14 protein-coding genes are annotated in these 14828 nt (G+C 77.1%); 8 read left to right on the top strand and 6 right to left on the bottom strand.

Annotated features, from left to right (window positions below):
* The first annotated feature begins 1 nt into the window (after nucleotide 1).
* The 4 genes from E4A51_RS18295 (at nucleotide 2) to E4A51_RS08555 (ending at nucleotide 3555) form a co-directional block, all read left to right on the top strand.
* On the top strand, nucleotides 2-406 hold the full coding sequence (locus E4A51_RS18295; RefSeq protein ID WP_167748864.1) for a hypothetical protein: 405 nt from the start codon (nucleotides 2-4) through the stop codon (nucleotides 404-406).
* Entirely contained in the window at nucleotides 403-1410 is a 1008-nt protein-coding gene (locus E4A51_RS18290) for a phage tail protein (protein WP_206120000.1), read from the top strand. Before E4A51_RS18295 ends, E4A51_RS18290 begins: the two co-directional genes overlap by 4 nt.
* 9 nt (nucleotides 1411-1419) lie before the next feature.
* Complete coding sequence (locus E4A51_RS08560; protein WP_134851452.1) at nucleotides 1420-1950, top strand: phage tail protein; 531 nt, start codon at nucleotides 1420-1422, stop codon at nucleotides 1948-1950.
* 153 nt (nucleotides 1951-2103) lie between these two features.
* Nucleotides 2104-3555, top strand: coding sequence for an MFS transporter (locus E4A51_RS08555; RefSeq protein WP_206119998.1), 1452 nt, complete (start codon nucleotides 2104-2106; stop codon nucleotides 3553-3555).
* Nucleotides 3556-3579: 24 nt separating this feature from the next.
* On the opposite strand, the gene E4A51_RS08550 is transcribed toward E4A51_RS08555, so the two are convergent.
* On the bottom strand, nucleotides 3580-3765 hold the full coding sequence (locus E4A51_RS08550) for an antitoxin (RefSeq protein WP_046529457.1): 186 nt from the start codon (nucleotides 3763-3765) through the stop codon (nucleotides 3580-3582).
* A 160-nt stretch (nucleotides 3766-3925) separates the two neighbouring features.
* On the opposite strand from E4A51_RS08550, the gene E4A51_RS08545 reads away from it, so the two are divergent.
* Nucleotides 3926-4945, top strand: a complete 1020-nt coding sequence (locus tag E4A51_RS08545) for an RDD family protein (RefSeq protein WP_167748862.1) — start codon at nucleotides 3926-3928, stop codon at nucleotides 4943-4945.
* Between the two features lie 31 nt (nucleotides 4946-4976).
* Here the strand turns inward: E4A51_RS08545 and E4A51_RS18285 are convergent, their stop codons facing one another.
* From E4A51_RS18285 to E4A51_RS08525, 4 genes are all read right to left on the bottom strand, one after another.
* Nucleotides 4977-5393 carry a hypothetical protein gene (locus E4A51_RS18285; protein WP_167748861.1) on the bottom strand — a complete coding sequence of 139 codons (417 nt, stop codon included), beginning with the start codon at nucleotides 5391-5393 and terminating at the stop codon, nucleotides 4977-4979.
* Nucleotides 5394-5422: 29 nt separating this feature from the next.
* The gene (locus tag E4A51_RS08535; RefSeq protein ID WP_240696424.1) at nucleotides 5423-6925 is read right to left on the bottom strand and encodes a glucose-6-phosphate dehydrogenase; all 1503 of its coding nucleotides are present in this window, start codon (nucleotides 6923-6925) and stop codon (nucleotides 5423-5425) included.
* Nucleotides 6926-7066: 141 nt separating this feature from the next.
* Nucleotides 7067-7477 carry a hypothetical protein gene (locus tag E4A51_RS08530; RefSeq protein WP_134851450.1) on the bottom strand — a complete coding sequence of 137 codons (411 nt, stop codon included), beginning with the start codon at nucleotides 7475-7477 and terminating at the stop codon, nucleotides 7067-7069.
* Nucleotides 7478-7643: 166 nt separating this feature from the next.
* On the bottom strand, nucleotides 7644-11357 hold the full coding sequence (locus tag E4A51_RS08525) for a TM0106 family RecB-like putative nuclease (RefSeq protein WP_134851449.1): 3714 nt from the start codon (nucleotides 11355-11357) through the stop codon (nucleotides 7644-7646).
* A 105-nt stretch (nucleotides 11358-11462) separates the two neighbouring features.
* Between E4A51_RS08525 and E4A51_RS08520 the strand changes: the two genes are divergently transcribed.
* The 3 genes from E4A51_RS08520 to E4A51_RS08510 all read left to right on the top strand — a co-directional run bounded on the left by E4A51_RS08520 (nucleotide 11463) and on the right by E4A51_RS08510 (nucleotide 14066).
* The gene (locus tag E4A51_RS08520) at nucleotides 11463-12353 is read left to right on the top strand and encodes an SDR family oxidoreductase (RefSeq protein ID WP_046529446.1); all 891 of its coding nucleotides are present in this window, start codon (nucleotides 11463-11465) and stop codon (nucleotides 12351-12353) included.
* The gene (locus E4A51_RS08515; protein ID WP_046529445.1) at nucleotides 12353-13009 is read left to right on the top strand and encodes an NAD(P)H-binding protein; all 657 of its coding nucleotides are present in this window, start codon (nucleotides 12353-12355) and stop codon (nucleotides 13007-13009) included. The genes E4A51_RS08520 and E4A51_RS08515 overlap by 1 nt, the downstream gene beginning before the upstream one ends.
* 124 nt (nucleotides 13010-13133) lie before the next feature.
* Complete coding sequence (locus E4A51_RS08510) at nucleotides 13134-14066, top strand: CPBP family intramembrane glutamic endopeptidase (protein WP_167748860.1); 933 nt, start codon at nucleotides 13134-13136, stop codon at nucleotides 14064-14066.
* Here E4A51_RS08510 and E4A51_RS08505 read toward each other — a convergent pair.
* The gene (locus E4A51_RS08505; RefSeq protein WP_134851447.1) at nucleotides 14036-14827 is read right to left on the bottom strand and encodes a uracil-DNA glycosylase; all 792 of its coding nucleotides are present in this window, start codon (nucleotides 14825-14827) and stop codon (nucleotides 14036-14038) included. The two genes, E4A51_RS08510 and E4A51_RS08505, sit on opposite strands and share 31 nt — an antisense overlap.
* Nucleotide 14828 lies beyond the last annotated feature (1 nt).

Below are 14828 nucleotides of genomic sequence, written 5' to 3'. Positions count from 1 at the left end.
CGTGCTCACGGATCGGACGGTCGAGCGCCCGGGCGTGACGCGACGCGCCGTGCTCGCGACGGGTGCCGGCGTGGTCGCCGTCGGGGCCCTCGCGGCCGCCGTCGGCGTCCAGCTCGCACGGCCGCGGCTGCCGCTCGACGCCACCGCCCTGGCGGCGCTGGTCGGGAGCACGTTCGTGGACACCGGCACGGGCACGCGCGTCGTGCTCGACGCCGTCGACGGCCTCGCGGGGCGCGCCGCGACCGCCGAGCGGTTCGCGCTCGTGCTCACCGCCGACGCGCCGCTGCCCGCCGCGACGCGCACGCTGCGCCACCCGGACGGCGACCTGCACGTGTACCTCGGCCCCGTCGGCGCCGACCCCCGCACGCTCGAGGCCGTCGTCGACCGCACGGGGGGCCGCGCGTGACCGGGCTCATCGGCGAGGTCCGCATGTTCGCCGGCAGCTACGTGCCCGCCGGGTGGCTGGCGTGCCACGGCCAGACGCTCGCGGTCGCCCAGTTCTCGACGCTGTTCAGCGTCCTCGGCACGACGTGGGGCGGTGACGGCGCGACGACCTTCCGCCTGCCCGACCTGCGCGGCCGCACGCCGCTGGGCACCGGCACGGGCGTCGGGCTGACCCCGCGGACCCTCGGCGAGACGGGCGGCACCGAGACCGTCACGCTCACGACCGCCGAGATGCCCGCGCACGCGCACGTCGTCCGCGGGTCGGCGGCGCAGGCCACCGACGGCGCGCCCGCCGGCCGCGTCCCCGCGGTCACGCCCGACGCCACGCCGTACCGCACCGGCGGCACCACGTGGCTCGCGGCGCAGGCGCTCGACGGCGTCGGGCAGGGGCAGCCGCACGAGAACCGGTCGCCCGTGCTCGGGCTGCACCTCGCGGTCTGCGTCGAGGGGGAGTACCCCGCCGACGGCGCCGACGACGGCGACACCACGATCGGCGAGATCCGGCTCATGGCGGGCACGCGCGTGCCCGCCGGCTGGCTGGCCTGCGACGGCGCGCAGCACTCGATCAGCGGCAACCAGGCGCTCTACACGCTCCTCGGCGTGACGTACGGCGGCGACGGCGTGCAGACGTTCGGCGTGCCCGACCTGCGCGGCCGGGTCCCGCTGCACCCGGCACCCGGGCGCCCCGCGGGATCGGTCGGGGGCGCCGAGCGGGTCGCGCTGCAGGCCTCCCAGCTGCCGCCGCACGCGCACACCGCGCGCGCCACCGCGTCGCCCGCGAGCACGGGCTCGCCCGGGGGTGCGCTGCACGCCGCCGCGGCGAACGCCCGCTACGCCGCGTCGCCGCAGGTCGCGGGCGCGTCGACCGACACGGCCGGGTCGTCGGCCCCGCACACCAACATGCCGCCGTACGCGGGGATGACGTTCGTCATCGCGGCGTACGGCGAGTACCCGAGCCGGCCCTGAGGAGGCGACGTGTACGAGCCGTACGTGGGTGAGGTGCGCCTCTTCGCGGGGAACTTCGCCCCGCGGGGGTGGGCGTTCTGCGAGGGACAGATCCTGCCGGTCCAGCAGAACCAGGCGCTGTTCGCGCTGCTCGGCACGCAGTACGGGGGCAACGGCTCGACGACCTTCATGCTCCCCGACCTGCGTGGCCGCAGCCCGGTGGGTGCGGGCGTCGACGGTGACCTCACGCCGGTCGTCGCCGGGCAGGTGCTCGGCTCCGAGACCGTCACGCTGACTGCCGCGCAGCTGCCGCCGCACACCCACCGGGTGCCCGCGGCCGACGCCGTCGGGACGAGCGACAACCCGTCCGGCACGGTCGCGGCGCAGTCGCGGCGGGGCCGTGCGAGCGAGGCGCTGTACGGCCCGGCGGCCTCGCTGGTCGCGCTCGCCCCCGGTGCGGTGGCGGACGCGGGTGGCGGGCAGCCGCACGACAACATGCCGCCCTACACGGTGCTGCGCTTCGCGATCGCGCTGGCCGGGATCTTCCCGCCGCGCCCCTGACGGCCCGCTCCCACCCGCGGGCGGCCGTCCGGCCCTGGCGTCGCGGCCCGTCGTGGGCGACGATGCGCAGCGGTGCCGACGTCGTCGCCGTGCGGCCGACCGGTCGCACCCGCCGCCGCGCGACCCCGCGCGGCACCCGACCCGGGAGGCCCCGTGACCGACCCCGCTCCGCGCGCGGCGGCGACGCCCACGCTCACCGAGCGCCTCGACGGCCTGCCCGTCACGCGCCGGCACACGCGCCTGCTGCTCGGCTCGGGCGTCGGGTGGACGTTCGACGCGATGGACGTCGGCCTCATCTCGTTCGTCATCGCGCAGCTCGGCGTGGTGTGGGGCACGACCGACGGGCGGCTCGGGTGGGTCGCGTCCGCCGGGTTCGCGGGCATGGCGGTGGGCGCGGCGCTCGGCGGGCTGCTGGCCGACCGGATCGGCCGTCGTCAGGTCTTCGCGCTCACGCTGCTGGTGTACGGCCTCGCGACGGGGGCGTCGGCGCTCGCGGGCGGGGTCGCGGTGCTCATGGCGCTGCGGTTCGTGGTCGGGCTGGGTCTGGGGGCCGAGCTGCCGGTCGCGTCGACGCTGGTCAGCGAGTTCGCGCCGCCGCGGATCCGCGGGCGCGCGGTCGTCGTGCTCGAGTCGTTCTGGGCGGTCGGCTGGATCCTCGCCGCGCTCGTCGGGTACCTCGTGGTGCCGTCGGGCGACGACGGCTGGCGGTGGGCGCTCGCGCTGGGTGCGCTGCCCGCGCTGTACGCGGTCGTGGTGCGACGCGGCCTGCCGGAGTCGGTGCGGTTCCTGCAGTCGCGCGGCCGCCACGCCGAGGCCGAGCGGGTCGTCGCCGACTTCGAGGGCTCGCGCGCCGTCGGGCACGACGGTCGCACGGGCGCGCAGGTGCGCGACGAGGCGGCGTCGGCACCCGCCGCTGCCGACGTCCCCGCCGCCCTTCCCGCGGCCGACGTCGTCGCCGCCGACGTCCCCGCGCCCGGGACCCCCGCCGCCGACGCCCCCGCGACCGCCGGGCGCACCCGCCTCGGCGCGCTGTTCGCACCCGGCCTGCGGCGCCGCACGATCGCGCTGTGGGTCGTGTGGTTCGCCGTGAACTTCTCCTACTACGGCGCGTTCATCTGGCTGCCGTCGCTGCTCGCCGCCGACGGGCACACGCTCGTGCGGTCGTTCGAGTACACGCTGATCATCACGCTCGGTCAGCTGCCCGGGTACGCGGTCGCGGCCGTGCTGGTCGAGCGGTGGGGCCGGCGCAGCACGCTCGCGACGTTCCTCGCCGGGTCGGCGCTCGCCGCAGGGCTGTTCGCGCTCGCGGCGGGCGACGCGCAGATCATCGGCGCGGGCCTGCTGCTGTCGTTCTTCAACCTCGGTGCGTGGGGCGCCCTGTACGCCGTGACACCCGAGCTGTACCCCACGCGCGTGCGCACCACCGGGGCCGGGTGGGCCGCCGGGATCGGCCGCACGGCGTCGATCCTCGCGCCGCTGCTCGTGCCGCACCTGCGCGCGGCCGGTGGCACCGGGCTGCTGTTCGCGGTGTTCGCGGCGGTGTTCGTCGTCGCCGCGCTCGGCGCCCTCGCGCTGCCCGAGCGTGCGGGCGCGTCGCTGGACTGACCCGCCCGCACGCGGGCCGCGGCGTCAGCCGCGCTTCTGCTCGTCGAGGTACCGCTTGGCCTTGTCGACCACCTCGTCGACCTTGCGGTCCGTGCCGTCGTCGGTGCGGGCCTTGACCGCCTCGGCGGCCTTGTCGAGCGCGTCCTTGGCCTGCTCCTCGCGCCCGGCCAGCGCACCCTTCGCCTTGTTCACCAGGTCGTCCAGACCCATGGGTCGCTCCTTCGCGTGCCGTGGCGTCGGTGGGGACCGACGCCTGCCGTCCAGTGTGCCCCGGCCCGTCCGTCCCGGCGCGGCTTCGGGTGGTGTGGGGCGGGACGTCCGGCACGTCGGGTCCTCACGTCGCGCGGCGCACGTGCCGATGCAGTCTGACGTGACGACGACCACAGGGGGCCCCGCGGCGGGGTGGTACGACGACGGCGTGACGTCGGGCGTCGAGCGCTGGTTCGACGGTGCGGCGTGGACGGAGCACACGCGCCCGGTGCCTCCTGCGGCGCCGGCCGCGCCGGTCGTGGCCCCCGTCGCGCCGACCGGCGGGCTCGCGGGCGCGCCGGCGGGCGCCACGGCGTGGTCGCCCGGCGAGCTGCCGGCCGGGCTCGAGCCGAGCCGCCGGGAGCAGGGGTCCCTCGACCCCGGCTGGGGCACGCCGGGCGGGTCGGTGCGGTTCGGCTCCCCGGCCTGGGCCCCGCACGTCCCCGGCCCCGTCACGGGAGACGGCCGGACCCCTGGCGTGGGCGGTGGCGACCCCCGGTTCGCCGGTCCGGGACCGGCGCCCGGCGGCGGTGCGTGGACCGCCGCGCCGCCGGCCGTCGCGCCTGCGGCCGGTCCGGGCGGTCTCGCCGGTGCGCCGGGCCTCGGCGCCCCCGCGCCGACGGGGTTCCTCCGCCCGCCCGTGGCCGGTGCTGCGCTGCCCGCGGGGTGGGGGACGTGGGCGCCGCCGCCCGCCTACGCCCACTGGGGCTGGCGCGTGCTCGCGACGGTCCTCGACGGGATGATCGTGGGGACGCCGCAGCTCGTCGGACGCTTCTACGCGCGGACCACCGCGACCCTCGGCGTGGACGACCTCGGGCGGCTCGCGTTCGTCCCGACGTCGACGGGCGTCACCGTCGCGCTCGCGGGGATCGGGCTCTCGGTGGTGCTGTGGTTCGCGTCCCGCGTCGTCGCGCAGGGCCGCACGGGGCAGTCGTGGGGCAAGCGCATCGTCGGGGTCCGCCTGGTGCACGAGGACACGGAGCAGCCCGTCGGCGCGTGGTGGGCCTTCGTCCGTGACGTCGGGCAGGTGGTCAACGCCCTGCCGCTCTACCTCGGCTACCTGTGGCCGCTGTGGGACGAGCGCCGGCAGACGTTCACCGACAAGCTGTCGCACGCCGTCGTGGTGCGCGACCCGCGCTGACGCGCCGCGCGGGTCGCGCGCGCACGAGGGCTCAGTCGCCGCGCTCGACGTCCCCGACGGCCGGCCCGGCGTCGTCGCCCGCGGGGGAGACGTGCTCGACCTGCGCGTCGTCCTGCTCAACGACCACCACGTCCTCGGCGTCGTCGGCGTCCTCGGCGCGGGCCGGTGCGGCGTCCTCGTCGGCCGCCGGCTCGGCCGTGGGCGCACCCGGGCCTGCCGCGACCTCGTCGCCGAGGCGCGAGCCCTGGGCCTCGAGCTCGGCCCGCTGCTGCGCGATGGCCTCGCGGATGCGGTCCGCCTGCGTCGCGAGCTCGCTGCGCACGTGCTCGACGCTCGCGTCGACCGTGGCGCGCGCCTGCGCGTCGATGCGCTCGAACTCCTGCGCCATCGCCTGCTCCTCCGCGCGCAGCGCGGTCCGCACGCGCTCGAACTCGTCCTCGACGCCCATGGTGGCCTCCCGGCTCTGATCGGTCGGTGTCACTCGCCCAGCACCCAGCCGGTCGGCCCCACGAGGCGGCGCGCGTCGGCGGGGCCCCAGGTCCCCGGCTCGTACGGTACGACGGGCGGCGGGTCGTCCTGCAGCGGCGCGAACGCGCGCCACGCCGCGTCGAGCCCCTCGGGCGTGGTGAACAGCGTGCGGTCGCCGACGAGGACGTCGTGCAGCAGGCTCGCGTAGGGCGGCAGCGCGTCGCCCGGCACGTGGTCGAGCGACAGCCGCGCCGTGCCCGTCGTGAGGTCGAGCGCCGGGCCGGGGCGCTTCACGGTCGTGACGACGCGCACCTCGCCCGCGCCGGACAGCGAGATCTCGACGCGGTTGGGCCCCGTCTTCTCCCCGAACAGCCGCCCGGGCGAGCGCAGCACGAGCGTGACCTGCTGCGCCGACGCGGCCAGGCGCTTGCCGGTGCGCAGCAGGAACGGCACGCCGTGCCAGCGGTCCGTGTCGACCCACAGGCGCGCGGCGACGAACGTGTCGACGTCGGAGTCGTCGGCGACGCCCTCGAGGTCGCGGTACCCCGCGAACTGCCCCAGCACGACGTCCTCGTGCGGGTCGAGCGGCCGGAACGCGCTGACGACCGCCTCGCGCGCCGTGACGAGCTCGGCGGCGGACATGCCCGCGGGCGGCTCCATCGCGACCTGGGCCGCGACCTGGAACAGGTGCGTCACGAGCATGTCGAGCGCCGCGCCCGTCGCGTCGTAGAACTCGGCGCGGTCGGCGACGTCGAGCGTCTCGGGCACGTCGATCTGCACCTGCGCGACGTGCTCGCGCCCCCACACGCCCCCGAACAGCTCGTTCGCGAACCGCAGCACGTGCAGGTTCTGCGTCGCCTCCTTGCCGAGGAAGTGGTCGATGCGGAACACCTGCTCCTCGTCGAGCGCCTCGTGCACCACGGCGTCGAGCTCGTGGAAGTCGTCGCGCGACGTGCCGTACGGCTTCTCGTAGACCACGCGCACGCCGTCGGTGAGGTCGTGGCGCGCGAGGGCCTGCGTGAGCGGCACGAACGACTCGGGCGGCACCGCGAGGTAGTGGACGACCGTGACGTCGCCGTCGTCGTCGCCCGTGAGCTCGCGGCGCAGGCGCGCGAGCTCGTCGGGCAGCTCGCCCGGGTCGTCGTCGTCCAGGCTGACGTCCCGGCAGTACGCCGTGTGCGAGAGGACGTCGTCGAGCGCGCCACGGCCCTCGTCGTCGCCGAACTCGTCGAGCGCGTCACGGACCACCTGCTCGAACTCGCCCGCGTCGAGCGGGCGGCGGCCGGTGCCGACCAGCGCCCAGCGGTCGGGGAGCAGGCCGCGGGCCGCGAGGGTCGCGACGGCGGGCAGCACCATGCGACGCGACAGGTCGCCGCGCGCGCCGTGCAGCACGAGAACGAGCGGCTGCGCGGCGGAGTCCTCGCCGCCGGGCGCGGGTGCAGGTGCGGTCCCGCGGTCGGGGTCGGTCGCGGTCTCGGGACGGGGCGAGGAGTCGGGCTGACGGTCGGGCACGGGCGACCTCCGGGTGGGGGGTGCGGGCCGTCTCGACGCTACGTGGCCGGCGCGCGCCCCGCGCGGGGAGCGACGCGCGCACGCCGGCACGACGACCGCGCTGCTTAGCGGACGACGCCTCGCTCTCAGTCGGCCGATGCCTCACTCGGCCGAGGTCTTGCGCTCCCTCCCTGATCGCGTGTCGATCAGGAGGGGGAGGGCGAGGCCGGTCACGGCGATGCCGGTGCCGAGCCCGATCCCGATCTGGGAGACGACGTGCAGTGTGCCGTCGCCGAGGGTGTGCTCGGTGGTGAACGGGCCGGAGGAGAAGTCCCACGAGCACTCGAGGGTTCCCCGCGACCAGTCGAACCGTGCAGCCGTCGGCAGGTCGTCCGACGGGACCTCCTCCCCGAGCGCGATGTGCACGTCGAGGCACGCCAGGCGCGGGTCTCCGGCCTGGTGCGCTGCAACGTATGTCGGCGCCAAGGAGAGCACGACGCACAGGGCGGCCAGTGCGGCTCCTCCGCGCATCGCCCAGACCTGTGAGCGGTGGAGATGCACGATGCGACGCATGGTTCAGGCTCCGTTCACCACGAGGACGGCCAGGCAGGGAGGCGGACGTGACGTGCAGCGATCTGGTGCGGCCACGTCCAGGTGTCGGGGAACGGACCGGCGAGAGGCGGTGCGGCGGGGCAGGCTCACCGGGTGACCGGTGCGGCGCCGACGGCCCGTCCCGCCGTCAGTCGCGGGCACCGACCGGCTCCGGCAGCGCCACCACCGACCGCGTCGTCAGCCCGACGAACGCGCCCAGCCGCTCGAGCGACTCGGGCCGTCGCGGCAGCGTCTCGGTGAGGTGCGTGGACCGCACCACGAACGCGGCCCACTGCCCGCGGGACACGGCGACGTTGAGCCGGTTGCGGTCGAGCAGGAAGTCGAGTCCGCGCGGCACCTGCGCGGGCGACGACGCGGCGGTCGTCACGACCGCGACGGGTGCCTCCTGGCCCTGGAACCGGTCGACCGTGCCGACCCGCGTGCCGGTGAACCCGGCGTCGTCGAGCGCGCGTCGCACGGTCCACACCTGCGCGTTGTACGCCGCGACGACCAGCACGTCCTCCGGCGCGAGCGGGCGCTCGGGGGTCGCGGCGCGCGGGTCGCGCCACGTGCGTCCGACGAGGTCGGCGACCAGCCGGACCACGGCGTCGGCCTCCTCCCGGGACGCGACCGCGTTGCCGGTGTGGTCGACGAGCACGCCGTGCACACCGGGTGCGACGCCGTCGAGCGAGCGCGCGGCCGCGGCGGGCGCGGCGTGCAGGCGACCCTCGTAGGACAGCGTCGACACGGCCTCGCACAGGGCCGGGTGCAGGCGGTACGTCACGGGCAGGAAGTAGCCGAGGGACGCGGGCAGCGTGTCGTGGCCGTCGGTCAGCCAGCCCAGCGCGCTGCGGTCCACGGGCTCGGGGTGCGTGCCCTGGCTGACCTGCGGGAGCTGCTGCGGGTCGCCCAGCAGCAGCAGGTTCCGCGCGGCGCCCGCGACCGCGAACGTGTTCGCGAGCGAGAACTGCCCGGCCTCGTCGACCACCAGCAGGTCGAGCGGACCGCCGGGCAGCCGCGTCGCGTTGACGAGGTCCCACGCCGTGCCGCCCAGCACCGCGCCCGCGCCCGAGGCGCCGCCCGGGTGCGCGGCCCAGAACGTGCCGAACCCCGCGTCGGGCACCCACGTCCACGGCGCGTCGGGGTCGACCGCGCGGCCGTCCGAGGCACCCGGCGCCTTCTTCGCGATCGCGTCGCGCGGCACGCCCGCACCGGCGACCCCGCGCAGCAGGTTCTCGACCACGGCGTGCGACTGCGCGACGACCCCCACGCGCCACCCCTGCGCGACGAGCGCCGCGATCACGCGCGCACCCGTGTACGTCTTGCCCGTCCCGGGCGGGCCCTGCACCGCGAGGTACGAGTCGTCGAGGTCGAGCACCGCGCGCGTCAGGGTCGCGACCAGGTCGCCGTCGGCCGCGACCGGCAGCGGTGCGCCGGAGCGCGTGCGCGGCGGGCGACGCGCGGCGAGGTCGAGGACCGCCGCCCGGGGGAGCGCGGGGTCGTGCGGATCCCCGGCGGTCGTCGCACCGGCACCGGCGTCGTCCGCCGCGGGGACCGTCGGAGGTCCGGCGCCGGCGGTCGCGAGCACGCGCTCGGCGAGCGTGCGGATCGCGGCCCGCAGCGGCGCCGTGCCGATCGGCCCGGACGGCGCGAGCGCCATCGGCACCTCGGTGAACGGCGCGGTCCCGCGGGCGCGCGTCTCCTCGACCAGCAGCACGTCCTTCACGCGGCCGCCCGCGCCCTCGGCGGCGACGTCGAGCACGGTCATGCGGTCGCACCAGCCGCGCGGCCCGTCGACCGACGTCTTGAGCCCGTCGGGCAACGGCGGGTCGTACAGCCCGACGGCCGACGCGCCGGCCCGCAGGTCGCTGCCCGGCTCGAGCCGCCCGACCATCCGCAGCACGCGCCGCTCGACCTTCTTGCCCGCGGGCAGGTGCCAGTCCTGCACGACCTCGACCGCGCCCGGACGGTCCACGAGCAGCACGTTGCGACGCTCGGTCCAGTCGCTCGGGTGCGCGCCCAGCCGGTCGAAGTGGCCCCACCAGTACGGCTTGTCCTCGCGCTGGTGGTAGCGCAGCGCGGCGCCGACGAGCGCGACGGCCTGCCGCGCGGGCGTGCGCACGACGCCCTCGCCCGGGCCGGGCCCCGCGAGGTCGAGGAGCGCGTCCTCGAGCGGGTCGGGGGCCGCGAGCTCGGCGGCGCGCGCGGCGGCCTGCTCGTCGAGCACGACCGCACGCGACGGCGCGACGCCCGCCTCGGCCAGGCGCGCGAGCAGCCAGTCGCGCAGGCCGAGCGTCGAGTCGCAGTCGTAGTGGTTGTAGACCTCGATGGCCCGCACGCGCTCGGACCACTCGTCGAGGCGGCCCGCGTCGCGCGCCGCGACGGCCTCGGCGTACTCGACGATCGAGTCGGCGGCCGTCGTCACGCCGTCGCCGCGGCCCGTGGCCATGTACAGCGGCTCGAGCTTCTTCAGCGAGTACGAGCGCTGCCCCGTACGGACCCCCGCCTTCACCGCCGCGTACAGGTCGACGAGCACGCCCTCGCGCAGCAGCGCGTCGACCTCCGCCTCGCCCTCGCCGTGCCGGGCCGCGAGCCGCCGCAGCGCGGTCTTCTCGTACGGCGCGTAGTGGTAGACGTGCAGCCCGGGGTGCCGCGCGCGGCGCTCGGCCAGGTAGTCGAGGAACGCGCGCAGCGCGACCCGCTCGGCCGCGCGGTCGTGCGCCCAGAACGCGACGAACGGCGCGTCGGCCCCGGGCGCGGACGGCGCCTCGACGAGCCCGAACAGGTACTCCAGGCCCCACGCGTCGGGATCGCCCGCGAGCGCCGGGTCGTACCAGAGCGGGTCGCCCTCGAAGTCGAAGAACACGTCGCCCGGGTCGGCGGGCGGCAGCAGCGCGGCGACCTTCTCGGGCCGGTCGAGCACGGCCGGCACGGTCGTCGGGTGCGCCGGGTCCGCGTTGGTCCGCTCCTGCTCGAGCTGCAGCCGCGCCTGCAGCCGCACGCGCGCGAGCACGTCCGGGTGCAGGCCGTCGACCTCGAGGTCGTCGGGCGTCGCGGCCAGCGCGTCGACCGTGTCGACGCCCGCGGCGCGCAGCGCGGCCGACTGCCGCTCGTACACGCCGTGCACGAGCATGACGTCGCGCCGCGCCTCGAGCGCCGCGACGCACAGCGAGCAGCGCCCGCACGCGACGTACCGCGGGTCGTCCCACGCCGCCGTGCCGCCCTCGGCGAGGTGCTCGTCGAGCACGTGCTGCAGCCGCGCGCGGCGCTCGCGGTACACGGGCACGAGGTCCGCGACCGCGTGCCGCGTGACGGCGCCGTCGCCCAGCACGAGCTCGACGTCGCGCGCGACCGGCAGGCCCGCGGCCGCGAGCTGGTCCGCGTACGCGGCCACCTGCAGCAGCGCGGTCGGCTGCGCGTTGCGCGCGAGCTTGGCGTCGCGCACCGACCACGCGCCGTCGTCCTGCCGGACCACGAAGTCGGCACGTCCGACGAACCTGCCGTCGAAGAACGCCGCCTGGTGCACGACGTCCGCGGTCGTGAGCCGGTCGAGCGTCGTGGCGTGCGCCGCCGCGAGGTGCGCGCGGGACCCCGGGTCGCGCGTCGCGGGGACCTGCGCGAGGCCGCCGGTGCGCCCCGGCTCCCACCGGCCGTACCGGGCGAGCAGGCCGCGCAGCACACGCTGCTCGTGCTCGTCGCCCAGGTGGGACACGCGCGCGAGCATCGCGTCCGCGTCGGGCTCGGCGGCCGGACCGCGGCCGAGCCGCGCGTCGAGCCCGCGCAGGACCGCGTGCTCGCAGGCCGCGGCGGCCGTCAGGTCGCTCGCCGAGTACGCCAGGGTGCCGTCGTCGAGCAGGATCACACCGGCAGGCTACGGGCCCCCACCCACGCGGTCCGCGACCGACGGCGCGGACGGCGGATCCCGGTTCCGAGATGCCTCGTCGCGGCGTCCGGCCGACGATGGAGCATGGCCGACCAGACGACACCCCAGGACCCGACCACCCAGCACCCCGACCCCGACACGCAGACCGCCGAGCAGATCCCGCACCCCGGGCACACCGACGACATGCGGAAGGAGCCCGACCACGGCGAGGAGTCGTACGTCGGCTCCGGGCGCCTCGAGGGCCGGCGCGCGCTGATCACGGGCGGCGACTCCGGCATCGGCCGCGCGGTCGCGATCGCGTTCGCGCGCGAGGGCGCCGACGTCGCGATCTCCTACCTCCCGGAGGAGGAGGACGACGCGCGCGAGACGCTGCGCTGGATCGAGCAGGCGGGCCGCCGCGGGCTGCTGCTGCCCGGCGACATCCGTGACGAGGAGCTCGCGCGCTCGCTGCCCGGGCGGGTCGTCGACGAGCTCGGCGGGCTCGACGTGCTCGTCAACAACGCGGCCTACCAGATGGCCCAGACGGGCGGTCTCGCGGACATCACGACCGAGCAGCTCGACCGCGTCCTCAAGACCAACGTGTACGCGATGTTCTGGATCACGCAGGCCGCGCTGCCGCACCTGTCGGCGGGCGCGACGATCGTCAACACGTCGTCGATCCAGGCGTTCGACCCGAGCCCGGGCCTGCTCGACTACGCGTCGACCAAGGCCGCGATCGTCAACTTCACGAAGGGCCTCGCGGCGCAGCTCGCCGAGGACGGGATCCGCGTCAACGCCGTGTGCCCGGGGCCCATCTGGACGCCGCTGATCCCCGCGACGATGAACGCCGACAAGGTCGAGGACTTCGGCGCCGACACGCCGCTGGGCCGAGCGGGCCAGCCCGCCGAGCTCGCGCCCGCGTACGTCTTCCTCGCGTCGCAGGAGTCCAGCTACGTCACCGGCGACCGGATCCTCGTGACGGGCGGGCGGTCCTGATGCGCGTCGTCGTGGTGGGCGGGCACGGCAAGATCGCGCGCCTGCTGGCGCCGCTGCTGGTCGAGCGCGGCGACGTCGTCGTGCCGCTCGTGCGCCGGCAGGAGCACGCCGACGAGCTCGCGGCGCTGGGCACGCAGCCCGCGCTTCTCGACCTCGAGGCGTCCGACGTCGACGCGTTCGCGCAGGTCATGGCCGGTGCCGACGCGGTGGTGTTCGCGGCCGGTGCGGGTGCCGACGGGCAGGTCGAGCGCAAGCGCACGGTCGACCTGGAGGGCTCGCTGAAGTCCCAGGAGGGCGCGCGCCGCGCGGGCGTGCGGCGCTTCGTGCAGGTGTCCGCGATGGGCGTCGACGAGCCCGTGGGCGACGACGCGGGCGAGGTGTGGGCCGCGTACGTGGCCGCCAAGCGCGACGCCGACGCGGCGCTGCGTGGTACGGACCTCGCATGGACGATCCTGCGGCCCGGTGCGCTGACCGACGACCCGGGCACCGGGCGCGTGACCATCGCGGACCGCACCGCGCGCGGCGAGGTGCCGCGCGCCGACGTCGCGGCGGTGGTCGCGGCCGTGCTGGTCGACGACGCGACGACCGGCCACCAGTGGGAGCTCGTCGGCGGCGACACCCCCGTCGCCGACGCCCTCGCGCGCGCCACCGCCTGACCCGCCCGCGCGGTGGGGCCGGGGGAGGTGCCGGTGCGCGGCTCGTCCGTCCGGAGGAGACGCCGGCGCGAGGACCGTCGGTTCGCACGAGGCGCTGCTGCCACCGGCCCCCTACGGTCGCGGCGTGCGCGACGTCCGACCGGCTTCCCCCGTCCACGCCGTCCCCGCCGACCGGACGCCCGGCGCCGGTCCGGCGGCGGCCCGGCCCCTGCTCCCGCGCACCGGTGCGGCCCTCGCCGCGGCGGGGGCCGCGCTCGCGGTCGGTGCGCTCGGTGCGCTGCTCGTGCTCGCGCCGCAGGGGCTGCGGGCGTCGGCCGACGCCGGTGCCCCGACGGTCCCGTACGCGCACGTGCTGCTGCCCGCGCTCGTCGCGGTCGCGCTCGTGCGTCTGCTGCCGCCCCGCGCCCCCGTGCTCTCGCCCGTCGTGCGCGACGCGCGGCGCGTGCTGCTCGGGACGGCGGGCCTGCTCGCGTGCACGGTCGCGTTCCCGGTGGCGGTCGCGCTCACGGGGGTGGGGGACCGGCCGGAGTACCACCTGGTCAAGCTCGCGCTGGTCGTCGCGGTGCCCGCGCTCGTGGTGGCGGTCACGCGCGGCGGCCTCGAGCGCGCGTGGCCGCGCGGCGCGTGGCGGTGGTGGGCACCGGCCGTCGTCGTGCTGGGGTGGACGGCGCTCGCGCAGGCCGCGCCGTGGGTCGCGCACCCGCGCTACGACGACGTGCCGGTCGAGCTGCTGGTGACGGCCGCGGTCGCCACCGCCGTCACGGCGGGCGTCGGCGAGGAGCTGCTGTACCGCGTGTGGCTGCAGACGCGCCTCGAGGCGCTGCTGGGCCGGTGGGGCGGCATCGCGGTCGCGACGCTCGCGTTCGCGCTGCTCCACGTGGGCACGCGCCAGGGCCAGGGGCCGGTCGTCGAGGTCGGCGCCGCGCTCGTCGTGCAGGGGCTCGGGTTCGGGCTCGTCGCCGGCTACCTGTGGTCCCGGTACCGCAACCCGTGGCTGCTGGTCGCGCTGCACGTCCTCGCCAACGGCTACGGCGTGCTGGTCGTGCTGCTGGGCTGAGCGGCCGCGACGTCACGCGCTCGGGCGAGCACGGCGTCGAGCATCGCGGGCGTCAGACGCCCGGTGAAGGTGTTCTGCTGGCTGACGTGGTAGCACCCGAGCAGCGTGAGCGTGCGGTCCTGCGTGCCGTGGTGCAGCGTGACCTCGACGCCGTGCCCGAACACGGGGCGCGGCCGCGGGACGGCCCAGCCCTGCTCGGCGAGGGTCGTGAGGAGCGCCTGCCACCCGAACCCGCCGAGGACGACCGCGACGCGCGGCGCGACGAGCTCGAGCTCGCGCGCGAGCCAGGGACCGCAGGTGCGGCGCTCGGCGGGCGTCGGCGCGTTGGCGGGCGGTGCGCAGCGCACCGGGGCCGTCACGCGCACGTCGCGGAGCGTGAGGCCGTCGTCGACGGCGACCGACGTGGGCTGCGACGCCATGCCGACGCGGTGCATCGCCGCGAACAGGAAGTCCCCGGAGCGGTCGCCGGTGAACATGCGGCCGGTGCGGTTCGCGCCGTGCGCGGCGGGGGCCAGGCCCACCACGACGACGCGCGCCGCCGGGTCGCCGAACCCGGGCGCGGGCCGCGCCCAGTACGTCTGGCCGCGGTAGCGCGCCGGCGGGTGCGCGGCCTGGTCCTCGCGCCACGCGACGAGCCGCGGGCACGCGCGGCAGGTCGTGGACACGGCCGCGAGCGTCTCGAGGTCGGGCGCGGCCGCGGCGGCCCGCACGACGTCGTCGGGCGTGGTGGGGACCGGGGAGCCCGTGCCGGGGGCGGCCACG

Source organism: Cellulomonas sp. HD19AZ1 (assembly GCF_004535805.1).
Classification (GTDB): Bacteria; Actinomycetota; Actinomycetes; order Actinomycetales; family Cellulomonadaceae; genus Cellulomonas; species Cellulomonas iranensis.
The sequence above is the reverse complement of the archived record's forward strand: the minus strand, read 5'-3'. Positions and strand labels throughout refer to the sequence as shown.